The organism is Paenarthrobacter sp. 10L412 (assembly GCF_056395565.1).
Map to the genome: position 1 here is coordinate 36813 of NZ_JBFTJT010000018.1, position 25452 is coordinate 62264.

Annotated in this window: 21 protein-coding genes and 1 pseudogene; 18 read left to right on the top strand and 4 right to left on the bottom strand. The window is 60.9% G+C overall.

Features of this window, described 5'->3' with window-relative positions; translation table 11 throughout:
• The first annotated feature begins 436 nt into the window (after positions 1–436).
• From AC1DD7_RS21225 to AC1DD7_RS21255, 7 genes are all read left to right on the top strand, one after another.
• The gene (locus AC1DD7_RS21225; protein ID WP_347559569.1) at positions 437–1384 is read left to right on the top strand and encodes an ABC transporter ATP-binding protein; all 948 of its coding nucleotides are present in this window, start codon (positions 437–439) and stop codon (positions 1382–1384) included.
• Entirely contained in the window at positions 1381–2436 is a 1056-nt protein-coding gene (locus tag AC1DD7_RS21230) for an ABC transporter ATP-binding protein (protein ID WP_131134362.1), read from the top strand. Before AC1DD7_RS21225 ends, AC1DD7_RS21230 begins: the two co-directional genes overlap by 4 nt.
• A gap of 68 nt (positions 2437–2504) precedes the next feature.
• Complete coding sequence (locus AC1DD7_RS21235) at positions 2505–4064, top strand: ABC transporter substrate-binding protein (protein ID WP_131134363.1); 1560 nt, start codon at positions 2505–2507, stop codon at positions 4062–4064.
• Positions 4065–4066: 2 nt separating this feature from the next.
• Positions 4067–5011 carry an ABC transporter permease gene (locus AC1DD7_RS21240; RefSeq protein WP_131134364.1) on the top strand — a complete coding sequence of 315 codons (945 nt, stop codon included), beginning with the start codon at positions 4067–4069 and terminating at the stop codon, positions 5009–5011.
• Between the two features lie 20 nt (positions 5012–5031).
• Positions 5032–5901, top strand: a complete 870-nt coding sequence (locus tag AC1DD7_RS21245; protein WP_131134365.1) for an ABC transporter permease — start codon at positions 5032–5034, stop codon at positions 5899–5901.
• 53 nt (positions 5902–5954) lie between these two features.
• Complete coding sequence (locus AC1DD7_RS21250) at positions 5955–7568, top strand: sulfatase (RefSeq protein WP_131134366.1); 1614 nt, start codon at positions 5955–5957, stop codon at positions 7566–7568.
• Positions 7569–7705: 137 nt separating this feature from the next.
• A complete protein-coding gene (locus AC1DD7_RS21255; RefSeq protein ID WP_278184752.1) occupies positions 7706–8473 on the top strand; it encodes an alpha/beta fold hydrolase in 768 nt (255 codons plus the stop codon).
• 575 nt (positions 8474–9048) lie between these two features.
• Here the strand turns inward: AC1DD7_RS21255 and AC1DD7_RS21260 are convergent.
• Positions 9049–9396: pseudogene (locus AC1DD7_RS21260) on the bottom strand (transposase); the annotation flags it as partial.
• A gap of 34 nt (positions 9397–9430) precedes the next feature.
• Between AC1DD7_RS21260 and AC1DD7_RS21265 the strand changes: the two are divergent.
• From AC1DD7_RS21265 to AC1DD7_RS21280, 4 genes are all read left to right on the top strand, one after another.
• Complete coding sequence (locus AC1DD7_RS21265; protein ID WP_131134368.1) at positions 9431–10465, top strand: alpha/beta hydrolase; 1035 nt, start codon at positions 9431–9433, stop codon at positions 10463–10465.
• Positions 10466–10620: 155 nt separating this feature from the next.
• Positions 10621–10884 (top strand): ArsR/SmtB family transcription factor, encoded by a 264-nt coding sequence (locus tag AC1DD7_RS21270; protein ID WP_165478337.1) that lies wholly within the window; start codon positions 10621–10623, stop codon positions 10882–10884.
• A 156-nt stretch (positions 10885–11040) separates the two neighbouring features.
• The gene (locus tag AC1DD7_RS21275; RefSeq protein WP_131134370.1) at positions 11041–12237 is read left to right on the top strand and encodes an acetyl-CoA C-acyltransferase; all 1197 of its coding nucleotides are present in this window, start codon (positions 11041–11043) and stop codon (positions 12235–12237) included.
• Between the two features lie 36 nt (positions 12238–12273).
• Positions 12274–13878, top strand: a complete 1605-nt coding sequence (locus AC1DD7_RS21280; RefSeq protein ID WP_131134371.1) for a long-chain-fatty-acid--CoA ligase — start codon at positions 12274–12276, stop codon at positions 13876–13878.
• A gap of 190 nt (positions 13879–14068) precedes the next feature.
• Here AC1DD7_RS21280 and AC1DD7_RS21285 read toward each other — a convergent pair whose 3' ends face one another.
• On the bottom strand, positions 14069–14227 hold the full coding sequence (locus tag AC1DD7_RS21285) for a hypothetical protein (protein ID WP_165478338.1): 159 nt from the start codon (positions 14225–14227) through the stop codon (positions 14069–14071).
• A gap of 360 nt (positions 14228–14587) precedes the next feature.
• Between AC1DD7_RS21285 and AC1DD7_RS21290 the strand changes: the two genes are divergently transcribed.
• Positions 14588–14911 (top strand): hypothetical protein, encoded by a 324-nt coding sequence (locus AC1DD7_RS21290; protein ID WP_477516471.1) that lies wholly within the window; start codon positions 14588–14590, stop codon positions 14909–14911.
• Here AC1DD7_RS21290 and AC1DD7_RS21295 read toward each other — a convergent pair.
• A protein-coding gene (locus AC1DD7_RS21295; protein WP_131134372.1) for an IS3 family transposase occupies positions 14877–16072 on the bottom strand; the annotation gives its coding sequence in 2 pieces (ribosomal slippage) (positions 14877–15805 and positions 15805–16072; 1197 coding nt in all). The genes AC1DD7_RS21290 and AC1DD7_RS21295 overlap by 35 nt on opposite strands.
• Between AC1DD7_RS21295 and AC1DD7_RS21300 the strand changes: the two genes are divergently transcribed.
• Complete coding sequence (locus tag AC1DD7_RS21300) at positions 16060–16461, top strand: hypothetical protein (protein WP_477516472.1); 402 nt, start codon at positions 16060–16062, stop codon at positions 16459–16461. The genes AC1DD7_RS21295 and AC1DD7_RS21300 overlap by 13 nt on opposite strands.
• Positions 16462–16494: 33 nt before the next feature.
• The gene (locus tag AC1DD7_RS21305; protein WP_278184750.1) at positions 16495–16977 is read left to right on the top strand and encodes an alpha/beta hydrolase family protein; all 483 of its coding nucleotides are present in this window, start codon (positions 16495–16497) and stop codon (positions 16975–16977) included.
• A gap of 584 nt (positions 16978–17561) precedes the next feature.
• On the opposite strand, the gene AC1DD7_RS21310 is transcribed toward AC1DD7_RS21305, so the two are convergent.
• Positions 17562–18641: an extracellular catalytic domain type 1 short-chain-length polyhydroxyalkanoate depolymerase gene (locus tag AC1DD7_RS21310; RefSeq protein ID WP_442016882.1), complete on the bottom strand. Its 1080-nt coding sequence runs from the start codon at positions 18639–18641 to the stop codon at positions 17562–17564.
• 1587 nt (positions 18642–20228) lie between these two features.
• On the opposite strand from AC1DD7_RS21310, the gene AC1DD7_RS21315 reads away from it, so the two are divergent.
• The 4 genes from AC1DD7_RS21315 to AC1DD7_RS21330 all read left to right on the top strand — a co-directional run bounded on the left by AC1DD7_RS21315 (position 20229) and on the right by AC1DD7_RS21330 (position 25406).
• Positions 20229–21749 (top strand): ABC transporter substrate-binding protein, encoded by a 1521-nt coding sequence (locus AC1DD7_RS21315; protein WP_242633469.1) that lies wholly within the window; start codon positions 20229–20231, stop codon positions 21747–21749.
• A gap of 59 nt (positions 21750–21808) precedes the next feature.
• Positions 21809–22750 (top strand): ABC transporter permease, encoded by a 942-nt coding sequence (locus AC1DD7_RS21320; RefSeq protein WP_131134376.1) that lies wholly within the window; start codon positions 21809–21811, stop codon positions 22748–22750.
• Positions 22751–22821: 71 nt separating this feature from the next.
• On the top strand, positions 22822–24576 hold the full coding sequence (locus AC1DD7_RS21325; protein WP_442016883.1) for a dipeptide/oligopeptide/nickel ABC transporter permease/ATP-binding protein: 1755 nt from the start codon (positions 22822–22824) through the stop codon (positions 24574–24576).
• On the top strand, positions 24573–25406 hold the full coding sequence (locus tag AC1DD7_RS21330) for an ATP-binding cassette domain-containing protein (protein ID WP_131134378.1): 834 nt from the start codon (positions 24573–24575) through the stop codon (positions 25404–25406). Before AC1DD7_RS21325 ends, AC1DD7_RS21330 begins: the two co-directional genes overlap by 4 nt.
• Positions 25407–25452: the final 46 nt, after the last annotated feature.

Below are 25452 nucleotides of genomic sequence, written 5' to 3' on the forward strand. Positions count from 1 at the left end.
CCGTCATTCAGCACCGACCGGCAGTCCAAAGGTGGTGCCCGGCGCCGTCTCCTGTTGGTAAGGGGCTGCCCAAGCATAGTGACTGTTTCTCATAGCGATACTCCTTCGTTGCTCTGTCATCAGCAATTTATGTGAACTCTATCACAGGTTGGACCTCTAGAGGTCTAATGTGTTAGCTTGTGAATAGCAGCTGTGACGGCTGCCACAAAAACAGATGCGGCGATGCAACATGGACGATCACAGACGATCCCATGTAGGTGCCACCGGCCTCCGAAATTTGAACCCCGATAAAGCGCAGTTAATGTCGCGACCCGCCCACGAGCCAGCAGGCCGAAGCAGTAAAGGGATTGGAATCATAGTGAAACTTCTGGAGAGAGCCCCAATCGGGCTCCATTTCGACGACGCAGCGCCGTTGCTGGCTGTCGAGAGTCTCAGCGTGGACTTTCGCCTACGCAACAATGTTGCGCATGCACTGAGGAACGTAAGCTTCAGCCTCGAAGCGGGCGAGACGCTTGCCCTGCTGGGAGAATCCGGGTGCGGCAAGAGTGTCACGGCCAAAACCATCATGGGCATCCTGGACGTCCCGCCTGGCGAAGTAAAGTCAGGAAGCATCCGCTTCCGTGGTGTGGACCTGCTGAAACTGCCCGAAAGGAAGCGACGCTCCTTGCGCAGCACGAAGGTAGCGATGGTCTTCCAGGACGCGTTGTCCGCGCTGAACCCTGTCTTTACGGTGGGTTTTCAGCTCAGCGAGATGTTCACCGTTCACCGTGGAATGTCCCGCCATGACGCCCGCCTCAAGGCAGTCGAGATGCTCGAAGCTGTGCGGATTCCGGATGCCAAAAGTCGCTTGGATGACTACCCGCACCAGTTCTCGGGCGGTATGCGTCAACGTGTAGTTATTGCCATGGCTTTGGCGTTGGACCCCGAGGTCCTCATCGCGGATGAACCGACAACGGCTCTTGACGTTACAGTCCAAGCGCAGATCATGTCCTTACTCGATGACCTCCGGCGCGATCGAAATATGGGGCTGATCCTCATAACCCATGACATGGGCGTGGTGGCGGAGATAGCAGACCGGATTGCCGTGATGTACGCCGGTCAGATCGTCGAAAGCGCCGACGCTATCGATGTCTACCGCCAGCCCGCCCACCCGTATACGAAGGCCCTCCTGGAATCCATCCCGCGACTGGACGACAGAGGTACGGAACTGGCTGCGATCGGCGGGCTGCCACCTGATCTAAGTGGGCTACCCGCAGGTTGCTCGTTCGCGCCACGGTGCCGTTTCGCCCGCGAAGAATGCCGGTCAGACTCACCACCTCTTTACGACATTAGCTCTGAACGCAGCAGCCGCTGCCACTACTGGGAAGCGGTCGTGTCCTCATGAAAACGACCCATCCACACACCCTCGCCGACCACCAGGCCTTCCAGGATTCACCCGCAACGGTCCTGCGCACCTCGGGGCTCCAGATGCACTACCCGATACACACGGGAACGATCGTGAGGCGGCTGAGCCATTCAGTGAAAGCCGTCGACGGAATAGACCTGGAACTGCGGGAAGGCGAGACGCTCGGACTCGTCGGCGAGTCCGGCTGCGGAAAATCCACTCTTGCCCGGATGCTGATGGGCCTGGAGCATCCCACCGCAGGCAGCATCTCCGTCCTCGGCCACGAAATCGCCGGCCTCGGAGCGAAAGCGATGCGCCGGCACCGCCGGGACATCCAAATGGTCTTTCAGGACCCGTACACGTCCCTGAACCCCAAAATGACTGTCGGACAGATCGTTATTGAACCCTTTGAGATCCATTCCGATCTGGTGCCAGCAAAGGAACGACGGGCAAGGGTCCGGGAACTGCTGGAACTCGTGGGCATTAACCCGGACTACGCAAACCGGTACCCGCATCAATTCTCCGGCGGACAACGACAGCGGATTGGTATCGCACGGGCCTTGGCCCTGAATCCGAAAGTCCTCATCTGCGACGAGCCGGTCTCAGCCCTGGACGTCTCTGTCCAGGCACAGGTGATGAATCTGCTTGCCGAACTGAAAGACCGGCTTCAGATGTCGTACGTCTTCATCGCCCACGATTTGTCCGTTGTTCGGCACATCTCGGATCGGGTAGCGGTGATGTATCTGGGCAACATTGTTGAGATCGGCGACGCGGATCAGATTTACGAGCATCCCACCCACCCTTACACTCAGGCTCTACTTTCGGCCGTGCCCATTCCTGACCCAAGCGCACGCGGCAACAGGACCAGAATCATCCTCGAAGGTGACCCGCCCAGCCCTTCCAACCCGCCCTCGGGTTGCAAGTTCCGCACCCGTTGCTGGAAGGCGCAGGATATCTGCGCCGAGAAGGTCCCGGCGTTGATCCAACGTGACGACTCGCCGCATCCTTCGGCCTGTCATTTCGCAGCACCCCTGGCGACGCCGGTCATCTAATCCACCGTCGGCAGACGCCACCTCATCTCACCGACTAAATCTCACCGACTCAACGAGGAGTTTCAACCATGAAAGATTCGAACATCTTCCGCTCCGAGGCAGCTCTTTCCCGCCGCGGCTTCATCGGTTTCACGGCGACAGCCGGAACCCTTCTTGCCCTCACTGGATGCGGCCCCTCGGGGGGAGCCTCCACCGCCGGCAACAGCAATGCGCTCAAAAAGATCGTGATCGCAACCTCGGCGGACCCCCAGCCTCAGTTGGTCATGCAGGCCAACCAAACAAACTGCCCGTGGCAGCGACTGGTCTTCAACCACCTGACAGACCTTGATACCAGCGGAAAGCCCCAGCCAGTCCTGGCCCAAAGCTGGGAAACCAGCGCGGACGGACTGACAACGACGCTGAAGATCCGTCAGGGAGTCAAATTCCATGACGGCAGGGAAATGACCGGAGAGGACGTCGTCTTCTCGCTGAACCGGGCAAAGGAAGAAGCCGCCGGCTGCCAGTTGCGCTCGGTGGCCAATCTGATCCAGGAAGGTTCTGCTTCGGGGAACACCGTCACTCTCAAGCTAAGCAAGCCCACGAGCCAGCTGTTTGACCTGTTCCAACTCGTTCCAGTTGTGGACCAGAAAACACTGGACGGTCTTCAAGGCGGCAAGCAGGTCATCGGTACCGGGCCTTACAAGTGGAAGAGCTTCAGCCCGGGTGCCACCGTCCAGCTTGAGAAGAACCCCGATTACTGGGTCAGCGGCGCCCCGCACTTCGAAGCAGTCGAAATCGCCATCATCACCCAATCCCAGGCCCTGATCGCCGCCGCCCGGTCCAACCGGTCCCAAATTACCCAGGGCTTGAGTCCGTTGGATCTGTCCACCATCTCCGGCGGCGACGTCCAAACCCCGAACAGCGGAGGTATCGAAGCCTTCGTCGTCGGTTTGGATGCCAGCACGGCGCCGTTCAACAATCTCAAGGTTCGCAAGGCGATAGCCAAGGCCATCGACAGGAACCGCATCAACGATCAGGTATTCAAAGGCTCTGCTGAAGTCAGCAACCTATGGTGGGGAAAGGGAACCCCCGGTTGGGATGAGAAGACGGCAAATACCTACACGTACAAACCGGACGAAGCCAAGAAGGAGCTCGAGGCATTGGGTCTGGCGGGCACAGAGGTTCCATTCACGGTCAATTCCGGAGACCTCGTGGCCCGTGCCATCCTGGACATTGTCAGGAACAACTTCGAAGCAGCCGGCTTGAAGGCTACGCCAAATGTCATCGAAACCACAGACTTCGTCGCCCGCAACTCCAAGGGCGCCCTGGGCCCGATGTTCCTGCACCGGACAGGATTCGGAAGCCTTTCACCGGCAACGACTGCAACTGCAACAGCACATCTGCGTCCCAACGGCGGCACCCATTTCACAAGCCCGGAGTATGAACGGCTCATCTCCGCTGCCCAATCGGCCAACCAGGATAACGTCGCCGCCGCCAACGCTGCACTTGGGGCCTACATGGTGGACCAGGCCTTCAACCTCGCCCTTGTCCAGCGGGCACCGGCCCTGGCAGTCAATAAGTCCATCAAAGACTTCAAGACAACGAACGCGTTCCAGTACATCATCCTGGACCAGACAACGGCTGGGTAACGATGGGCAACTATCTGATACGCCGCTTGCCGGCGATGCTCGTGACGCTGTTCGCCGCGTCCATCCTCATCTTCCTCATCCTCCGTCTCGCCCCCGGCAGCCCCGCAGCCACCATTGCAGGACCTGATGCCAGCGCAGAGCAGATCCACGCCGTCGAAGAAAAGCTGGGGCTCAACGCCCCACTGCCCCAGCAATACGGAACATGGCTTATTGGACTGGTCACCGGCAATCTCGGCGTTTCGATCATCAACGACCAACCGATCACGACACTTATCGGCAGCAGGGTCGAGAGCACCCTGCTGCTAGCTCTCGCGGCCACGGTCCTTATGAGCCTTCTGGGAATAACACTTGGCGTGCTGGGCGGTTCCTCCCGCTCAGCACGGCTCCGGTCCTACCTCGATGCCTTCTACTCCGTCCTGCTGAGCCTTCCCACCTATGTCACCAGTGTCCTCCTGCTGGTCCTCTTCGGTGTCCTGATCCCCGTGCTGCCGATCAGTGGAGAAGCGTCCTTCGAAGACGGCATCGGGGAAGTGCTCACATACCTCGTCCTCCCGGCCACCGCATTAGCCATCCCGCATGCAGCCGTCATCGGACGACTCCTGCAAAACAGCATGCAGGAGGCCATGCACGAGGACTACGTCCGCTTTGGCATCGCCAAAGGCCTTTCACGGGCACGCATCCTCTGGCTACACGTCCTCCGCAATTCCATGGGCACCGCGATTGTGGCCATCGGCATCCGTTTCAGCGGACTGCTCGGCGGTGCCGTCGTCGTTGAGGCGCTCTTCAGCCGCAACGGTCTCGGTCAGCTCATGATCGGCAGCGTCCTTTCACGCGACTACGTCGTGGTTCAGGACCTCATTATGCTCGCTGTCGCCATTGCCGTGATCGTCCAGGCTCTCTCCGAAGTTGCGCTGGCCAGCATGGACCCGCGCATCCGACTGAGCTGAACGAAAGGCAAACCCCACGCATGACTGCACCAACAGCCCACACAGCCGAAGACCTCGAACGTGGCCAAAGTATCGGCGGCAGGATTCGAGCCAGTGCCCTGCTGGGCACGTCCCGAGGCCTGGTCTCCACCATCCTCGCTGTCCTGATGATCACCATCGCCATACTTGCCCCGGTCATCGCCCCCTACAGCTCTGACCAGCAAGGCGCCCAGTCCTTCCTTAGCCCCGGAGCCGGGAACCTGCTTGGAACCGACGAGTTCGGCCGCGACATCCTCTCCCGAGTCATCTTTGCCGTGCGCCTTGACCTGGTCCTTGCCGTGCTCGCGATTCCCGTCGGTGCCATCATCGGCACGCTCCTTGGACTGTCGGGGATCTGGGCGAAGTCTCTGGGACAGGTCTCGGCCCGCGTCTTCGATCTGATCCTTGGCTTTCCCACCTTGATCCTGGGAATCGCGGTAGCGCTTCTTCTCACCCCGGGCCTTCCGGCGGTCGCTGTGGCGATCGCAATCATCAACATCCCGGTGTTTGGCCGGCTCGCCCGCGGTGGGATGCTGGCCCAGCTCAACCGCGATTACGTCATGGCGGCAAAGTCACTCGGCGCATCCAATACGCGTATTCTCCTCAAGCAGGTTCTGCCGAATATCCGCGGAGCCCTCCTCGTGCAGTCGGCGATCTCCATCGCCGACGCAGTCTTCATCGAAGGCGGCCTCAGCATCCTCGGACTGGGAGTCCAACCCCCGACGCCATCCCTCGGCGGATTGGTCCAAAGCGGACTGCCATACATCACCACCTCCCCGATGTACGTCCTTGGACCCACGATCGCCCTCGCCCTCATCATCCTCGGATTCGGGCTCCTCGCCGACACTCTGAACAACCGGTCCGAGACGTAGACCGGGCCCACGGTAACCGCCCAATTCCTCCGGTCAAGTAAGGAGAACAAGTCTTGAAGGTCATTATGGTCATGTTCGATAGCCTCAATAGGAGGTTCCTGCCACCGTACGGAGGTGACTGGACCGAAGCCCCGAATTTCTCCCGCCTTGCCCGCCGCGCCGCCACCTTCGATAACTGTTACGCCGGCAGCATGCCCTGCATGCCCGCCCGAAGGGAACTTCACACCGGACGTTACAACTTTCTCCACCGCTCCTGGGGACCGCTCGAGCCATTCGATGACTCGATTCCCGAAATGCTCAAGGAGAACGGGGTGTATTCCCACCTTGTCACCGATCACCAGCATTATTGGGAGGACGGCGGAGCGACCTATCACAGCCGATACTCCAGCTTCGAGTTCTTCCGCGGACAAGAAGGAGACCCGTGGAAAGGCCACGTGCAGGATCCGCCGGGAATCCCGGGCGACCTCAAACGGCAACGCGATAGCACCTACCGCCAAGACCTGGTCAACCGGCAGTACATGAAGAACGAGGCCGATCACCCCCAGACCCGCACCTTCGATGCAGGACTTGGATTCATTACAACCAACAAGGACAGCGACAACTGGTTTCTTCAGATCGAGACCTTTGACCCCCACGAGCCGTTCTTCAGCTACGACCAATACCGCAAGTACTACGAACACGAATACACCGGCCCGCACTTCGACTGGCCCGACTACAAACGCGTAATCGAAACCCCTGAACAGGTCCAGCATGCCCGTTCCGAGTACGCCGCACTGCTTACCATGTGCGACCGTTCCCTGGGACGGGTCCTTGACGCCATGGATGAACACGCCATGTGGGAAGACACCCTCTTGCTCGTGTGCACGGATCATGGATTCCTACTCGGCGAGCACGGATGGTGGGGGAAGAACGTTCAGCCCTGGTACGACGAAACCATCCGCACCCCCCTGTTCGTCTGGGATCCGCGGTCCGGAATAAAGGACCAACGACGGGAAAGCCTTGTTCAAACAATCGACCTGGGCCCCACCGTGCTGGATGCCTTTGGCATTCCTCCCACCAGCGACATGCAAGGCCTCTCACTCTCGGAAACCGTGCGCCGTGACTCCCCGGTGAGGGAATCAGCGCTCTTTGGAATATTCGGTGGCCACGCGTGCATCACCGACGGCCGGTACGTCTACATGAGAGCAAGCGTTGATGAGTCGAATGAGCCCCTGTTCGAGCACACCCTGATGCCGAACAACATGCGTCAGCGGTTCCCCGTCGAAGTGCTGCGCCAAGCCGAACTCGTCGAACCGTTCCCCTTCACCAAAGAAGCCCCACTCCTGAGGATGCCCGGAGAGTCCGTGACCAGTCCTTGGGCGTACGGAACACTTCTGTTTGACCTCCAGGAGGACCCCCACCAGCAGCACCCGATCATCGACGACACCCTGGAACAAATGATGGCCGAAAAGCTCCGCGACCTTCTGGTCGAATCCCAGGCGCCGCCCAGCCAATTCCACCGGCTCGGCCTTCCTCCGAACGGACCCCTAACCCAAGACGACCTTCTCATCAGAAGACACTGGGCACAGACGGCCTCCACGAGTACGGGGCTGGCCGGACGGGCACAGTTTCCACAGAGAGCGGCTGTGTCAGAAGCCCCGCCACAAATATTCGCCAAAAAACTATGAGTCCAGTTGGACGAACACAACTAGTTCCTAACCGATGAAAACCCATCCCACTGGAAGGTCATGAATTGACTCAGGCAACGACGCCTCACGGCGTGCATCTCGAGTACGACACATTCGGAGACTCCGAGAACACACCTATGCTCCTCATCCAAGGATTAGGGGCTCACATGCTGGGCTGGCACGTCGACTTCTGCCGCGAGCTAGCAGGGCATGGATTCTTCGTTATTCGGTTCGATAATCGCGATGTAGGTCTCTCGGATAAATTTCCGGGCCAGCCCTATGGTCTGGCTGAGATGGCGAAGGACACGGCCGGCCTTTTGGAGGCACTGGGTATTGAGGCCGCGCACGTTGTAGGTCAATCGATGGGAGGCATGATCGCCCAACAGCTCGCCACCCACTTTCCATCTCGCGTCCTATCCCTCGCCCTTATCTACACCACTCCAAATATTGAGCACCTAATTGGTGCCCAGAGGCTAAAAGAGCGGTCAGAAAACCCACCCGCAACCAATCGCGAGGAAGCCGTCGAGATGCATGTCCGATATCAGGAGCCTTGCGCCGGGCCAGCGTACCCAGCCGATATTGACTGGCTCCGCACCCTCGGAGGACTCATGTATGAACGAAACTACTATCCAGATGGCGCCGAGCGGCATCGACAGGTCATAACAGGTGTGAAAGATATGCGTGACGATCTAGCCCGCATCAGAGTTCCAACGACCCTCATTCATGGTGATTCCGACGCAGTCATAGATATGGGAGGGTCCCTGGCCATTGCCGAAGTAGTTCCCCAAGCCACGCTTGTGATCTACCCGGGCATGGGCCACCAGCTTCCACGTCCGTTGTGGCCAGACATTGTCGCCCGCATCGCCGAAAACACAACATCGGAAGAGCCCGGACGCGGAAGCTGACAACACACCTGGAGCATAGGCAAGTGGTGCCGCTCTTATCACGTCTAATGAGAGCTTCGAGACGCCGGTATTTGACATTTCATCAAGCCATATGCCGTGTTTACCGCCATCAAAACCTTACGCCCGAGAGAACTTCGCGCTCCTCCAACACGTGCACGAAAGAATGTCTGGCAGCCAATTCGGCGACCTGAACTGCACTCCCTAAGGGGTAAATTCATGGAAACTTATACCGCCAAACCCTATTCTCGGTTCGTCTCAATAGCTCGGCGTCAAGACTTGGAAGCTGCACTGGATAAGGCCGTCTATCGGGCAATTGCTGAAGCCATAGTTTCCCCATCCGGGGCATACTCGTTACCCGGCACGACGACAAGTCGTTCACGGTGGCACTGAGCGACTCTGTTCCGTTCGGCGCTACCCGCGAGCTGGACCTCAGGGAAAAACTAGGTTCGGCACCCAAGGCCGAGCCTCCTCGTTCTCCGACGAGCCGGCCACGCTACTAAACAGCAAGGATTAAGAATCGAATGTGTGGACGATCGGGATTGTCCGTCGCGCGGTGTGTGGGTCCGGCGCTTTCATTATTGGGTGGCTCCTTCGAACCGACCGGCGAAGGTAATCGCGAACGCGTTCAGCGCAGGCTTCCACCTCATCACCAAACGTGCCCGATCGCCGCCGCGCGGTTCAAGAGACCTGGTGACCAGATACAGGCATTTCAGAGCAGCGGCCTCGTTTGGAAAGTGCCCGCGGCCCCCACGGTCCGCCGGTAGCGGGCATTGATGGACTCGATCGCATTCGTTGTGCAGATCACCCGCCGGATCTCCACGTCGTACTCCAAGAACGCCACGAACATTGCGCAGAAGGACTCCCCAGAGGCGCACGATTGCCGGATCTCGCTGGCCCCAATCGGCCGTGAACTCGGCGAACCGGTCCCGCAAACCATCCACGACCAAGGACGTCACCATGCCAATCGATCCGATCCTCGCCCAGTTCCTGCCGAGGCCTGCGCTCGAAGCCGGGACAGACTTCACGAATCTGCGCGAACAGCATAATGCCGACGGGGACGCGATGACGCTCCAAGTCGCGGAACCGGGGCCAGAGGTAGCCGACCGTCGGGTGGTCACGATTCCCGTCGCGGACGGCACGATCGAACTGATCGTCTTCCGTCCAACACTGGAGGAAGCACTCCCCGCCCACATATACATCCACGGTGGCGGATGGGTGGCCGGTACGGCGCACAGTCTGATCGTCGACATCGTGTGCCGGGAGCGAGCGGTCGGAGCGCATTGCGTCGCCATCGCGGTCAACTACCGCAAGGCGCCTGAATTCCCGTACCCCATCGCTCTCATGGACTGTGAAGCTGCCCTGACCTGGGTGCACGAGCACGCAGAAGAAATCGGTGTAGACCTCTCAATCATCACTGTCGGCGGAGGCTCCGCCGGCGCGAACCTCGCCGCTGCCCTGACCCTCAAGGCTCGGGATAACCGTGGCCCGAAGATCGCGTTCCAGCTGCTCGAGGTTCCCGCCCTCGACTTGACCCTTTCGCTGCCCTCCCACTTGGACCCGGATCTAGGCACGAACTACGCACTCCATCGTTCAGACGGCGATGTGCTGATCGATGCCTACCTCGGCGAAGATGGCGACCGGCAGGATCCCTATGCCTCTCCCCTTTATGCGGGGAACTTCAGCGGGCTCCCGCCGGCACGGATTCTATCCGCTGAATTCGACATGCTCAGGGACGATGGCGGCGAGTACGCCCAACGGCTCCGCGAAGCAGGGGTCCCAGTCGAGTTCACCCTCGAGCCGGGACATGTGCACAATTCAGCTAGTTTCACGAAGATCATGCCAGCAGCACGTGCGTGGCGTGAGTCCGCCGTCGCTGCCCTTCGAGCTTTCTTCTGGTCAACGGAACCCCGACCATCCGGTGGCGAGGAGTTCCAGGAGCTTGAAGACGAGCTCAACTTCACCACTTCCGCCGCACTCCAGCAAGAACTCTGAGCAGATCGCCGAGGCGCCTTTTCGGTGGCCGAGAGCGACCAGCGGGTGACGCAGGAATCCGCCTGCGGCACCCACAACCCAATAGACCGCCCATCCGTTCTGCGAGGTCTAAGAAGAAGGGAACAGGGATGTTCGCGAGCCATATCCTTCACCAGATGGCATCAAGCCCTGCCAGGTCCCGCGTCCTGCGGCTACTCTTCGAAGGACCACAGTCGCCGGGCACCATCGCAGCCGCACTCAACATAGCCCCAGGGACCGCATCCAATCACTTGGCAGCACTGCACGGACTCGGTCTGGTCACTGCCGAAGCGTGTGGACGCAGGCGGTTCTACTCGGCTGTTCCCAATGGCGCCCAAGCTCTGCTCGAAGAAATCCGTGGGCCTGCCAATGACCCTGCTGCCGACCTCGATAGGAGGTGAAGGATCCCGCAAGGAGCCGAATATATCGGACCTGGTCGCCCTGCCCGTTAAGCCGATTCATCGCCGGACGCGCCGCGTTCGCCTGAACAACACATCCGCAATGCTGCGGAACCCCGTTCCACCCCACGCTTACTACCCCATCCCAAAGGCAACCCCATGACCTCAGGCAACAATGTTCCCGTCATTCTCGGCGGCGCGCGTACCCCCTTCGGACGCTTCCGCGGCGGACTCGCCTCCCTCTCCGCCAGCGACTTGGGCGCCCATGCCATCCGCACTGCGCTGGAACGCTCCGGCGTCGCCGCGCACCAGATCGAAGCCGTAATCATGGGGCAGGTCATCCAGGCCGGGGCAGGCCAAGGCCCCGCCAGGCAGGCAAGCCTCGTCGCCGGCATTGGCTGGGACGTGCCCACCGTGACGGTCAACAAGCTTTGCCTCTCCGGTCTCACAGCCGTGATCGACGCGGCTCGGATGATCCGGGCCGGTGAGGCCGACTTCGTCGTGGCCGGAGGCCAGGAATCCATGACCAACGCCCCGCACCTGGTCAAAGGCATTCGCGGAGGCGTCACCATCGGCGACACGCCCATGGTGGACTCCCTGAACCATGACGGCTTGCAGGATCCCTTCAGCGGTGAACTGATGGGCACCGCCACGGACGCCGGAAACACCACCCGCGGCATTAGCCGTAAAGAACAGGACGAGGTCGCCGCCCGCTCCCACCAACGCGCCGACGCCGCCCGCACGGCCGGAATCTTCGCCGAGGAAATCGCCCCCCTCGAAATTGCACAGCGCAAGGGGCCGGCCTTGGTGCTCGACTCCGATGCGGGCATCCGTCCGGGAACGACGGCGGAGCTGCTGTCCCAGCTCAAACCCGCCTTCGCGAAGGGCGGGGAGGCGACCATCACCGCCGGTTCCTCATCTCCGCTCTCCGATGGAGCCGCAGCGGTGATCATCGCCAGCAAGGCGGCAGCCCAAGCGGCCGGCCTGGAATGGATCGCCGAAATCGGCGCCCACGGACAGGCGGCCGGCCCCGATGCCTCCCTGCACTCCCAGCCCTCCCGGGCCATCGAACACGCCCTCAAGCGTGAAGGGCTCGCCGCCGAAGACCTGGACCTTATTGAGATCAATGAAGCTTTTGCCGCCGTCGTCATCCAGTCCGCCAGGGACCTCGGAATCAGCACGGACCGCATCAACACCGAGGGCGGCGCCATCGCGCTCGGACATCCGGTAGGCGCCTCCGGTGCCCGGCTGGTCCTCCACCAGGCGCTGGCACTCAAGCGCCGCGGCGGCGGCACCGGCGTCGTTGGCCTTTGCGGCGGCGGCGGACAGGGCGACGCCCTGGTCCTGAAGGCATAAACCAACTGCACTATCCCTAACCAAGGACAATCCACCATGACAAACCCGCCAGCCAATGACGGCTACGGCACCATCTCCGCCGCGGCCATCCTCGCCGAGGCTGCGGCTCGCATTCCGCACGTTACCGCCCTCGTCGTCGGGGATGAAGAGACCACCTACGGGGAACTCTGGGACCAGACCCGCGCTTACGCCGCGGCACTACGTGCCCGCGGCATCGGACCGGGAGACCCCGTCGCCATCCTCATCCCCAACGTGGCGGACTTCGCCCGCGTCTACTACGCCGTCCTCGCGCTCGGAGGGGTCGTGCTCCCCATCCACGCGCTGCTGAAGGGCAGCGAAATCGAGTACGTGCTGCGCGACAGCGGAGCCAGGCTGCTGATCTGCGCCGCCCAACTGCTCGGCGAGGGCGCCCCAGGCGCCGCAGCGGCCGGCGTCGAGGTGCTGACAGTACTGGCACCGGAGAGCGCCGAACGTCCCGCCCGGCTGGAAGCCGAAGCAGCGGCCGCAACCCCCATCCAATGCTATGTCCCGCGCAGCGCACAGGACACCGCGACCATCCTGTATACGTCCGGGACCACCGGGAAACCGAAAGGCGCCCTCGGGACGCATTTCGCCCTGGTAGAACAGGTCAATGTGCTGCTGACCAGCACTTTCGACCTCCGGCCCGGCGATAAAGTGTTCGGCGGCCTGCCGCTCTTCCACACCTTCGGCCAGACCTGCGTGCTCAACGCCGGCCTGCGCGCCGGCGCCACCATCGTTTTGTGCCCCCGGTTCACCGGGGAGGCCGCGCTGCGGCTGCTGCACAAACACGAAATCAACGTGTTCTTCGGCGTGCCCACCATGTATGTGGCGCTGCTCGAAGCCGCCAAGGCCAATCCAACCCGGCCCCAAGGACTTCGCTACGGAATCTCCGGCGGCTCCTCGCTGCCAGTAGCCGTACTGGAAAAATTCCGTGAGCACTTCGGGGCGGAGATCCACGAAGGCTACGGCCTGACCGAGACCTCCCCGGTAGCCAGCTTCAACCACGTGGGCACAACACCGAGACCCGGTACCATCGGCACCCCCATCTGGGGTGTCGATGTCGAGATCGCCCGTCCGGAAATCACCGACAGCATTGAACTGCTGCCCCGTGGCGAACTCGGAGAACTGGTCGTGCGGGGCCACAACCTGTTCAAGGGCTACCTGAACCGCCCCGACGCCACCGCCGAAGCCGTCGTGGAGGGATGGTTCCGCACCGGAGACCTCGGAGTCAAGGACAGCGACGGCTACCTGAGCATCCTGGACCGCAAGAAGGACATGATCATCCGGAACGGCTACAACGTCTACCCACGCGAAGTCGAAGAAATTCTCAACCAACACCCCCAGGTAGTCAGTGTCGCCGTCTTTGGCGTTCCCCATGAGGTCCACGGACAGGAAATAGCCGCCGCAATCGTTCCAGCCCCGGGCAGCACCATCACAGCGGACGAACTCGGCGCTTACGCAAAAGAGCGGCTGGCAGCCTACAAATACCCCCGCATCATCGAACTCATGACCGAACTGCCACTGGGCCCCAGCGGGAAGATCCTCAAACGCGAACTCGCCACCCACTATGCAGAAAACCCAGCCTCCCCTGCTGTCCTTCCGGAAAGCGCAACAAATTGAGCTACACCGATTACCGGGAACTGGCCGGACACGCCCCCACGAGACCATCATCCAGTCCCGACTGCGCGAGATCCCGCTCCCAGGAGCAGGGACCTGAGGAAAAACCAGGGGCGGGACTTCGCTTTCCTGCCGTGTTGCCGCAGGTACTCTCCTCGGTCGTCGCTGGCGGCCACATCACGTGGCTCGGAGGCTACCCGGCCCCCTTGATCTTCGGCACGCTCTGCGCTGCCGTCGCCGGAATCATGGCGATGCGCGCATCCTGTCCGTTCTCTGACATACAAACCACCGCTCTTGAAAGAACCGTCTGCATGACGATCACGATGAGGAAGGTATGTACAAAGATGTTCAATTTTCTGCCCACCGGCGCGAGGGCCACGTCAGGCTCACACACGGTTCCCCGAAAGCCTGTCGGGGAGCGCCTTAGCGACCTGCTCTTCCGCGGTCGACGACGACCACCCAGGTCCATGGATGGAGGAAGGCGTCTAACCACGGCCCCAAGGCTACGGACGGTGACCAAAGTTGTCGCCATGGTCACCGCAGGCCTCCTAGTAGCAGGGACTGCCGTACCCGCCGCCCATGCCGATGTCGGCTTCTCGGTGCAGACTCTGCATTCAGGGTCACAGGCCTGCAGAACGGATCCAGCTGTGACATCATTGGTGACCTCTACCTCCCTTACGCGAGCCGCACGAAGCGGGTTCCCGCGCTGCTGATGACCAACGGTTGGGGTAACTCGAGGGACACGCAGGATCCGGCCAATCTCGCCATGGTTTTCGCCAGGCGCGACTACGCAGTGCTTGCATACTCGGGGCTCGGGTTTGGCGGTTTGAGCTGCTCAGTGACCCTCGACGATCCGGGCATCGACGGCCAAGCTGCCAGTCAGCTCGTCAGCTACCTCGGGGGCGCCCCGGCGATCGCCTACACTAACGCGGCTCACACGATTTCCGCACCTCCGCTCAACGTCGTCGTCCTGGGGTTGCCCGCAAGTCGTGGACAGTTGATCAGGCGGCTTTTGCCGGCTGAGGTTTTTCGGTAGTGAGGAGTCGTTCATGCTCTACGGGTGTGGTGTAGCCCAAGGCCGAGTGCAGCCGGGCCCGGTTATAGAACTCCTCGATCCAGCGGCCCGTTGCCCGTATCGCGTCGTGCCTTGTCGTCCAGCGGCGCCGGTCGTAGAACTCGGTCTTCAGTGTTGACCAGAATGATTCCTGCATTGCGTTATCCCAGCACACGCCTGTCCGGCCGACAGACTGGCGGATGCCCAGTCCGGTGCAGACCTCGTGGAGCTGAGTAGAGGTGTACTGGGTGCCGCGGTCGGCGTGGAACACGACCCCGGCAGGGGCAGCCCCGCGCGGGATGTAAGCCATACGCAGTGCTCGCTCCACCAGTGCAGTGGTCTGAACAGCGTCCATCGCCCACCCAATCACCCGCCGCGAGCAGGCGTCGCGGACAGCACACAAATACACCCAGCCTTCATCGGTGCGCAGGTACGTGATGTCCGAGATCCACACAGCGTCCAAGGCACCGGTGTCCCACTTCCTGGTCACCAGATCCGGGATTGAATGCACCCGCACCTCCCCGATCGGAGCGACCGGGCGGAACCCCCGTGGCGAGATCCCTTCCAGGCCCTGCCGCCGCATCGAGGAGGCAACCGTCTTCCGGTCAACGCCGGTCCCGTTTCTGGCCAGGGCAGCCTGGACTCGAGGGGACCCGTAGATCCCGAACGAATCCGCATGAGCACGCCGGACCTTCGCATCGAACTCCGCCCGCGCTACGGCCCGCTCCGAAGCCTCGGTGCTTCTCCGGCGCCAGGCATAGAACCCGGACCGGGACACCCCCAAAAGCCGGGCCATCCGCTGGACCGGGTAGTTAGCCTTCTCGGCCTCCATCAGCTCGAAGCATTCCGACTCTGCTGCTTGGAAGCGAAGAAGGCTGCGGCTTTTCCCAGGAACTCGTTATCCATCCGCAACTGCGCGTTCTCCCGGCGTAAACGCTCCAGCTCAGAGTTTCCCGCCTCAGCTGCCGCGGACTCCTCGGGAGCCGCCAGCCGCGCACGCTCTTGGGCAACCCACCGGCCCAGAGTCTGCTCTCCCAAGCCGAGCTCCCTGGCCACCGGCGCTACGGCCCTGTCGGTATCAATCACAAGGCGGGCAGCCTCCCGCCGATACTCCGGAGTGAATTTTCTTCGTGTCGTGCTCACAAGAACACCTTCCCGCAGAACCCAAGGATCCCGCTACTTCAGGTGTCCACCAACAGAGGCTAACCCCAGTCCACGACCAAAAGGACCTTGATGGCATCGCCCGGGCCTACGACCCGCGGGTCGGTATGTTAGGTGCCTCCTATGGCGGTGCGATCCAGTTTGCAGCGGCAAGCGTCGACCATCGCATCGATGCGATCATTCCCATCGACACGTGGAACGGTCTGCCCTCCGCACTCGCTCCGAACAGCACCGCCCAGACTGCGGGTGTCACAGCCTCCACTCCGGGAGCGGCGAAGTCTGTCTGGCTTGCCAGGCTGTTCGCAGTAGCAGAAAAGAGTTACCTCACTAGTCCAGTGGATCCGTCGACCATTGATTCCTGCCCTGGCTGACCGACGTCTTCTGCTCGGCGGTCAACTCCGGTCTTGCGACGGGCTACTTCCCACCGGACGTTACGGGCGCTCTCGAACGCATCTCGGTGGCCTCCTTCTACTCAAGCATCAAAGGCACCGGCGATGCTGGTCCAGGGAGAACACGACTCCTTGTTCCCGCTCAACCAGGCCGTTGCCACGTACCAGGCCCTGAAGAGGCTAGGCACACCGGTGAAGATGATGTGGATCTCACATGGCCATGACAGCACCAGCATGGACGCTCCCGGAGAGCTCACAAAGAGCAACCCCAGTTTCACTACCGACTACGTCATGGTCCGCTTCGCTTACTGGTTCGACCACTACCTCAAGGGAGGCCCGAAAAATACAGGGCCCGAGTTCGAGTACATGCGCGACTGGGTCGCCTTCGCCGGCTCGGCCGCCCCGCCTACGGCAGCGCATCCTCCTACCCAGTGGCGAACGCCCTCAACCTATATCTGGCGGGCAGCGGAACACTCGCCTCCAACCCGGACGCTGTAGTGAATGGCACACAAGAATGCCTCGCACCTGCAGCCGGCGTCCCCACCTCCATCGAACCGCTCAACGCAAGCAATGCCGCCTCCACACTGGCAGGCGGGCACCGATACCCGCACCGAAAGCAGATGTCCCAGGCACAACGGCCACATGGACGACCCCGACAGGAGCCCCTGCCGTCGTGCGCGATCTCGCCGGCAGGGCCCTCCCTGGCTGCTGCCCGCAGTCGGGCCGCCGCAACACCGCGCGGACGCTCGCCTCCGGCAAGGCGGTTGATCCGGCCCGCCATAACTTCTAGACCACGGTAAAAATTGAAATTTCGGCTCAGGGCTCCGAGTGGATGAATCGACTCGAGGAGGACACCCGAGGGACCGTGGCTGTACCAGCAACGCGCGCAGTTCAAAAAATTTGGCATGTTCGTCGCGCATCGTGAAGATGGCGTTGATGCTTGCGGAACCGCCCGGAGACAAGGGGCAGCGGGAACCGCCCTGTCGGGAGCGCCACATGGCTGGCTGATCCGACAAACTGCAGCCGGGGTGACTATCGATGCGACAGTCACCCCGACTGCTTTTTCCCACCGCCGTTGCTTCTTATCCGCGGCGCTGGTGTGATTTGAAGAAGTCCCACATCGTCTGGGATGCGTTGATCTCCGGGGTCGAGTAACCGGCGCCGTAGGCTTCGAAGGGAACAGCGCTGCCCGGCCAGGTGTGGCCACCATTGGCAACTTCGTAGAGCACTACGTCGGCCTGCTTCGAGCACTTGCTCCAGGTGTACTGCTTGACGTCGGGGCTGTACTGGGTGACAACAGGACCTACACGACAATCGTTCAAGTGAGCCCATTCCTGCGCGGCGGCCTGCGTGCTGTAACCCCAGCGCGGATCGGTATTGCCCTGATACGGATTGACCGGATCCGCGGTGCCATGGAAGGTCACCACCGCAACCGGATGAGTCGGCTCGCAGGTGCCCGGCGCGGGCACCAAATAGTCCGGCGCGGCGCTGCGTCCTGCACGAAGCCCGGCCACCGGTGCGATGGCCGCGAAAACATCGGATGCCTCGCATGCCAGTGCTGATGCCATGCGCCCACCACCGGAATAACCGGTCGCGTACACCCGGCGTCCATCCACGCACGCGGCACCGTCTATCTGTTTGACTACGGCTCGTAGGAACGCCACATCATCACGTGCGTCAGGGGATGGCAAATTGCCCAGCGTGAGTGGGACCCCCGGCACGTTCCATCCCCAGGTGGCTCCGGATGGTCCATCTGCTGCGAAGGGAATGTTCCCCTCCGGGGTGGCGACGATGAAGCCTTCCGCATCTGCGATCTCCGCGAGTCCGGATACGTAGGACTGTGAGGCGGCATTGCTATCGGACCCATGGAGGTCAAGCACAAGGGGGAGCTGCTTATGCGAAGGAGCGGAGGGCACGTGCACCTGCACGTTGAACGGCTCACCGCCGAAATCCACCACAAAGTTGGAGCTGCCGATGGGTAAGGCACGGGTGCACGCCGACGGGCCGTTGCCCGCAGGTTGCCCGGCGCTCGAGGCAGGGGCAGCGGTGGCAGCGGGCACGGTGAGCAGACTCCCGATGGAGACGGCGACGGCTACCGTCGCACTGACGAGCGCTTTGCGTGCCGCTGACCCCCGTGTGAGGGATATTTTCCGAACCGACATATGATCTCCTTTGGTCACGCGATGTATGTGAATGTCAATCAAGGCGGGCGCAGAGGTGCATGAGCTGGCTCATGACATTGAGGTCCAGCGGAAAAGACCCGACAATTTGCATGCTTGATTTTATAAATCAATCAAAACTTGCGCGCGCTAGTCCTGAAGGTACGCTCTCCTGAGCCAGCTGACAACCGTGCGTTCTTCCCAAACAGCTTGACGATGAAGTCTTCGATGGACACACAGCCAGGCGATCTTCCCGCCGCATCGCAACCTCTCAGGCGACGTTTGTTGTCGGAATGATCGTGTGTAGAGCCTGGTCTTCGTCCGTGTCCAACGATTTCGTCCGATTCCCCTGCCAGCCTCCTACGCGTCCTAGTTAAAGCCGAAAAAGGGAAATTCCGCCAACCTGGGGGTTTCTCGACCTGCCCGCCTCCCCACGCGGATAGTCGCGCCCCACCTGTTGTCAAACACCCAGCGTTCGACCTTGTCTGCGCCTGCCGTTCCTACCCACGAAGAAGGCTTGGGCCGGGAGGACTGTGACAGCAGACAGGTCGTTGGCTGCGAAGACAAAAGGCGGTCAGCTCAAGGGAGGACATTTAACGGGACAGCCATGTCTCGCGCCCGGAGTTTCGCCTTGCTTTGCTCCAATGTACCGGCACCCCAAAACTCATACGCGTGAGATCGGTGCCAGTGTCGGGTCACCCGCAGTGGGCGGCCTGTTCGTAAGCCGTCTCACCGAAGCCTCGGCACGAGAAGTCATGACGCCGGCAGCTCTGCCCCAGTTGCACACTCTTCTCCCAATCGAAAAGGCCGGGTGGTCGCTAATAGGCGCTGAACCAACGACGGTCACGACAACGGAGCCAGGACCACCAGCATCTGAGGGACCGCCCCTGGCAGGCGGTCCCTCAGATCGTTCATACGGCCTGATGCTTGTCTTGTGAGGAACGGGGATTCCAGTCCTGTGCGCTGATATTCGCCGCGGTTACGTCGTCGTCATACACCCCGATTCCCGTCATCCCCGCGTGCGCCTCCGCCCCCGCGATGCGCTGTCGTGTTTAATTCCTGCCGGGCCGGGCCCCATAGGAGCCGAGCCCTGAGCCTTTGCAAGCGTCACCGGCGCGTCAAGCCCTGGCGAGCCAGCCGTCACCTCCATCGTCGCCGCTCGTGTGTCCGGTTAGGCTGGACGGCCACAAACACTTTCCGGTATGCATCGAATTCATCAAAGAGCACGGCCGCTTCAGGCGCGCAAGCCACCATCACGCCCGGTCGTGCCGCAACCCGCACGACTGGAGGGAGGTAGGGCACGTCCTGGCGACGTTGTTGGTCCTAGACGTTCCGTCTGTCGCAACCCTCTGCGCGCGGGGGACAGTACATCGCCCGCTGCTAGCTGACCACGGCCACTACGAGGTCGACTCAGGAGCACCCGCTACGCCCGGGTGTGAGAAATTTCACGTCTTAACTTGCGCGCGCTAACTGGCGTCCGTATAGTCGGATGAGCTACGCAGATAGCGCGCGCTAGCGTGTGCGTACATCGCGCGACGCCGACGGCCTCGCCGGTAGCCATCCAAAGCAGACAAGGAAGTCAACGTGAACATGAGATACAGGCGTCTCGCGGCGGTTGTTGCCGCTGTTACAGCGCTCGCGCTCGGAGGATGTTCCTCCACAGGTGACACCGGACCAGATGCAAATAAATCCGCGATTAAGACGCTTCGGTTGCCACTCTCAACCGCGCCCGGGAACTTCCAGATCGGGAACTGGCCAGGCGGCGAGGCCTACATGTTCCTCTCGGTGTACGACACCCTTGTCGGTCGCGGCCTCGACGGAAGCGTCGTCCCTGCGGTTGCAGAGTCGTGGAAATACTCGGAGGACCAGAAGACACTGACGTTCAAGATTCGTGAGGGTATGACCTTCACAGACGGGGAGCCCGTCGACGCCAATGCGGTTGTGGCCTCGCTCGAGGTGGCCAGAACAGGCCCCGCCTCGGCCAGTTCCCTTACAAAGATCGCCGGTGTGGAAGCTCCGGATGAGTCAACTGTGGTCCTGGACCTGTCTGAACCGGATGCGGCGCTACTTCCCATCCTGAGCAGCAATATCGGGGGCATCGGTTCTCCGAAGGTACTCACCGATGAGAGCTCGAAGCTAAAGCCCGTCGGATCCGGACCCTACGTCATCGATGACGCTGCAACCACAGTTGGCGCTGTCTACACCCTGAAACGCAACCCTGGCTACTGGAACTCCAAGGCATACCCTTACGACACCGTTGAGTTCCGTGTGATCGAAGACCCGGTTGCACAGCAGAACGCGATGCAGGCCGGCCAGCTGGATTTCGTCAACATCTCCGCTGACCAGAGGAGCCAGTTTCCTGAGGACAAGTTCACCGTTGGAGAAGGCACACCATCGGGTATCGCCGCGCTGTGGTTGATCGACCGAAACGGGGACATCATTCCCGCACTGAAAGACAAGCGCGTCCGCCAGGCAATTAACATGGCGTTCGATCGATCACTGATCGCGAAGTCTCTCGGTGAAGGCGGCACCTACCCCTCCAATCAGTTGGTGAGTCCACGCGGCAAGGTCTTCAGTGAAGATCTTTTGAAGGTCAATGACTACGATCCCAAACAAGCCAAAGCGCTTCTGGCCGAAGCCGGCTACGCCGACGGGTTTGAGATGAAAATGCCCAGCACTGCCCTGACGACGACCTACGAGTCAGCGATCGCGCAGGCGCTCGGTGATATTGGCATCACAGTGACGTGGGAACCCATCCAGTTCCAGGATCTGTTCCCCAAGATTTTTGCGGGTAACTACGGTGCGTACTTCTTCTACAACGGCCTCACAAGCAATGATGCCCAGGACTTGGCGGGAAGCCTGGTCGGAATCTTCAACCCCTCCAACAACACGTCTCCCGAGTTGACCGAGCTTATGAAGGCTGCGAACAGCGCACCTATTGAGAAACAGGCCGATGCATTCCGAGCGGTCAACGAGTACCTGGTAGAGGATGGCTGGGCTGCACCGATCGGCTACACCTCGGGGTTCTACGCCACGACGAAGGATGTCAAGTACACCCCGCCCTTGGTAAATGGACAGACTGTCCTGCCCTTCGCCCCGGCAGGTTCATAGAAACATCAGTTAGGTGGCGTGGAGCGTCGCTCCACGCCACCCTTCATAGGAGCGAATGAATGTTCTCTTTCATGATTCGGCGATTAGGGCATGGCGTGGTCTTGATCCTCATCGTTACTGCAATCACGTTCTTTCTTACGTACGGCGCGGGTATCCCTGTAGCCACCAACATCCTCGGTAAGAACGCAACACCTGAAGCAATCGCCAAGTTGGAAGCCCAGCTGGGCCTTGACCTTCCAATGGGTCAGCAGTACCTCAACTGGCTTATCAATGCGGTGCAGGGGGATTTGGGCCGGTCGTATTTCTCGAATGAACCCGTGGTGGATGCCATGGCAACGCGGCTGCCGGTCACGCTGTCCATAGTCTTCGTCGCTGCCGCCCTCATGCTGATCCTCAGCACAATCCTCGGGGTGGCCTCGGCCGCACGTCCGGGCATCCTTGACAACATCCTGCAATTCATCTCGGTAATTACCTTCATTTTCCCGACATTGATCCTCGGTCTCGGAATGGTATTTCTCTTCGCGGTCTCCTTGAAATGGGTTCCAGCAGTCGGCTATACGGACCTGAGTGATTCGCCAACGCGTTGGTTCGCGGGAGTCATTCTGCCCGCCATCGTCCTGGCAATCGGCGGGATTGCAGCCCTCGCCGCCCAAATCCGCGGTTCGATGATCGACGAGCTTGAAAAGGACTACATCAGGACGTTGCGCAGTAGAGGAGTGCCCGAACGCTCACTGTTGTTGAAGCACGCACTGCGAAACGCTGCCAGCCCAGCCTTCACCACCTTCTCCCTTCAATTCATCGGCATGTTTGGAGCAGCTCTCTTCGCCGAGAAAATTTTCGCTCTGCCGGGGTATGGAACATATGGCTACCAAGCGACCGTCACCGGAGACCTTCCTGCGCTCCTTGGCGCATCCCTCTTCGGAATCCTTATCGTCGTTGTTGTCAACCTCCTGGTCGATCTTGCCAACGGCTGGCTCAACCCCAAAGCGAGGCTCACATGACAGTCCCCGAACGCCAGGCAACCCTCGATGCAAATCACGTTGAAGAACGTCGCAAAGGATCGTTTGCCCGTATGCTCAGAAACCCACTTGGCCTAGGGGCACTTGTCCTTCTGACCGCCGTGGTCATGCTCGGGTTACTGGAACCTGTGCTGAGCGCGCACGACCCAAATTTCAGTTCCCTGACGGCGGTCAACACACCGCCTTTCTCCCCGGACTACTTACTCGGTGCTGACCAGTACGGACGCGACATCTGGTCACGCAGTCTGGTCGCAATCAACGTCTCCGTCATTTCAGGGCTGCTCGGGGCAGGTGTGGCAGTATCCATCGGTACGGTGTTCGGGCTCATTTCCGGCTATGTAGCCAAACGCACAGACGCAGCCTTGTCCTGGCTGTTCAACCTGGTCATGACCTTCCCGGCACTGATCCTTGTCATGATTCTCTACCCCATCACCGGCGGCGACTACAAGATCATGATGGGCGTCTTCGGGATCTTCATCTCGGCTGGCATTTTCCGTCTGGTCCGCAATCTCGTCCTCGGCGTGCGGAACGAACTATACGTGGACGCCGCGCGCGTAGCGGGGCTCTCCAACGTCCGCATCCTTTCCCGTCACGTTCTCTACGCCGTTCGAGGCCCCATCATCATCGCCTCCGCGTTTCTCGCCGTCGCCTCCATTGGCATCCAGGCAGGCCTGGCATTCCTTGGGCTAGGGTCCAGCCAGCTACCGAGCTTCGGCTTGATGGCGGGAGCTGCGTTCTTGAACATTTACCAGCATCCAATTCAGATGCTCTGGCCCTCCCTCTTCCTGGCCGTCATGACCGGCGCTTTAGTGATGCTCGCCAACGCCTACCGGGACTCCCTCGCAGCTCCAAACGCCGTACCCAAGAAGCCGCGCACGCACACAGTAGTGCCGCCAATAGAAGAGACTGGTGCCACTGATAGCGCTGCAAGCATTGATGGCAACCAGGATCAAGCCAGAAGCAAAGGCAACCTGCTGACGGTTCGAAATCTTCGAGTCGAGTATCCGCAGGCCGATGGCACCTACAGGAGTGTCGTCAAAGGAGTGTCGTTGGACGTCAACCTGGGTGAAGTCGTGGGTGTCGTCGGAGAATCCGGGTCAGGAAAGACCCAGACAGCCTTCTCCATTCTCGGCCTATTGCCCCGCCAAGCCCGGGTCAGCGCCGATTTACTCGAAATTGCAGGCGAACCGATTTCCGCGCAGGATGACCGCACACTACGGCGCATGCGGGGCAGTGCCCTTGCATACATTCCCCAGGAGCCTATGTCGAACCTGGATCCGTCCTTCACCGTCGGTAGCCAACTCATAGAACCCCTGACAGCTGGTATGTCGAAGAAAGAAGCGCGGGCCACCATTCTGGCCCTGCTGGCTCGGGTCGGCATTCCCGATCCTCTACGAACCTTCAAGTCCTACCCTCATCAGATATCCGGTGGCATGGCCCAACGCGTCCTTATCGCCGGGGCTGTTTCATCGCGGCCAAAGCTGCTCATCGCTGACGAACCCACCACTGCCCTGGACGTGACGGTGCAAGCTGAGATCCTTGACCTTCTGCGTGATCTCCAAGGCGAGTTCGGCATGGGAGTCCTCTTGGTAACGCACAACTTCGGGGTTGTCGCCGATCTCTGCAATCGAGTGGTTGTTATGAAGGACGGGGAAATGGTGGAGTCGGGCGACGTGAGATCTATCTTCCACGCGCCGTCCAAGGAATATACCCAACAACTCATCGCCGCGATTCTGGATGAGAACACGACCCGCTCTGACCCGCCCGCAGCGGCGCCGTCTGCACTGAACAAGGAGCATGCTCGATGAGCAACCCACTGCTAAAAGTCTCCGACCTCCGTCTCCGATACCCTGGCACCGGGTTCCGCACAGCGTCACCGGAGGTGCTCCGCGGCGTTTCCATCGAAATCACCCCCGGTGAGACGCTCGGCGTCGTAGGGGAATCCGGCTCGGGAAAAACCACCCTTGGGAGGGCGGTATTGGGTCTCGCTAGACCGACCGGCGGAACGATTAAGTTTGACGGGCGCGACATCACCCACATGAACCCCCGCGAACGGCGACCCCTCGCCCGCGACATTCAGGTGATTTTTCAGGATCCGTACACGTCCTTGAACCCCTCCCTTCAGATTGCTGACATCCTCACTGAGCCGCTCATCGCCCAAGGAACGTCCTCACAGGCGGCTCGCAACTCCGTGCGGCAACTGCTGGACTCGGTCGGACTGCCGGCTAACGCCGCCCAACGCTACCCGAAAGAGTTCAGCGGCGGGCAACGGCAAAGAATTGCTATTGCCCGAGCCGTGGCTCTTAAACCACGCCTTATCGTGTGTGATGAACCCGTTTCGGCTTTGGATCTGACCACCCAGTCACGAGTGCTCGATCTACTCATCGACTTGCAACGCCAAACCGGCGTCGCCTACCTGTTCATTACGCACGACCTGTCAGTGGTACGGCATATCAGCCACCGCGTCACGGTGATGTATCAAGGCGAATTGGTCGAGACCGGTCAAACCCCAGAAGTCACCACCAACCCGCAGCACGAATATACACGGAGCCTGTTGCTCGCCTCGCCGACAGCTGACCCCGACCGCCAAGCTGAGCGACGTGCTGCACGACGCCTCCTTCGTTTGGCGAACTCCTAGTCAATAATTCATATGTAGGTTGGGGCGCCAAGGGCAGTGGGGAGCG

Excerpts from the sequence above, each read along its gene's own strand:
- AC1DD7_RS21230 (WP_131134362.1), top strand. The coding sequence starts at position 1,381 with ATGAAAACGACCCATCCACACACCCTCGCCGACCACCAGGCCTTCCAG.
- AC1DD7_RS21235 (WP_131134363.1), top strand. The coding sequence starts at position 2,505 with ATGAAAGATTCGAACATCTTCCGCTCCGAGGCAGCTCTTTCCCGCCGC.
- AC1DD7_RS21240 (WP_131134364.1), top strand. The coding sequence starts at position 4,067 with ATGGGCAACTATCTGATACGCCGCTTGCCGGCGATGCTCGTGACGCTG.
- AC1DD7_RS21245 (WP_131134365.1), top strand. The coding sequence starts at position 5,032 with ATGACTGCACCAACAGCCCACACAGCCGAAGACCTCGAACGTGGCCAA.
- AC1DD7_RS21255 (WP_278184752.1), top strand. The coding sequence starts at position 7,706 with ATGCTCCTCATCCAAGGATTAGGGGCTCACATGCTGGGCTGGCACGTC.
- AC1DD7_RS21265 (WP_131134368.1), top strand. The coding sequence starts at position 9,431 with ATGCCAATCGATCCGATCCTCGCCCAGTTCCTGCCGAGGCCTGCGCTC.
- AC1DD7_RS21270 (WP_165478337.1), top strand. The coding sequence starts at position 10,621 with ATGGCATCAAGCCCTGCCAGGTCCCGCGTCCTGCGGCTACTCTTCGAA.
- AC1DD7_RS21275 (WP_131134370.1), top strand. The coding sequence starts at position 11,041 with ATGACCTCAGGCAACAATGTTCCCGTCATTCTCGGCGGCGCGCGTACC.
- AC1DD7_RS21280 (WP_131134371.1), top strand. The coding sequence starts at position 12,274 with ATGACAAACCCGCCAGCCAATGACGGCTACGGCACCATCTCCGCCGCG.
- AC1DD7_RS21290 (WP_477516471.1), top strand. The coding sequence starts at position 14,588 with ATGACCAACGGTTGGGGTAACTCGAGGGACACGCAGGATCCGGCCAAT.
- AC1DD7_RS21310 (WP_442016882.1), bottom strand. The coding sequence starts at position 18,641 with ATGTCGGTTCGGAAAATATCCCTCACACGGGGGTCAGCGGCACGCAAA.
- AC1DD7_RS21315 (WP_242633469.1), top strand. The coding sequence starts at position 20,229 with ATGAGATACAGGCGTCTCGCGGCGGTTGTTGCCGCTGTTACAGCGCTC.
- AC1DD7_RS21320 (WP_131134376.1), top strand. The coding sequence starts at position 21,809 with ATGTTCTCTTTCATGATTCGGCGATTAGGGCATGGCGTGGTCTTGATC.
- AC1DD7_RS21325 (WP_442016883.1), top strand. The coding sequence starts at position 22,822 with ATGCTCAGAAACCCACTTGGCCTAGGGGCACTTGTCCTTCTGACCGCC.
- AC1DD7_RS21330 (WP_131134378.1), top strand. The coding sequence starts at position 24,573 with ATGAGCAACCCACTGCTAAAAGTCTCCGACCTCCGTCTCCGATACCCT.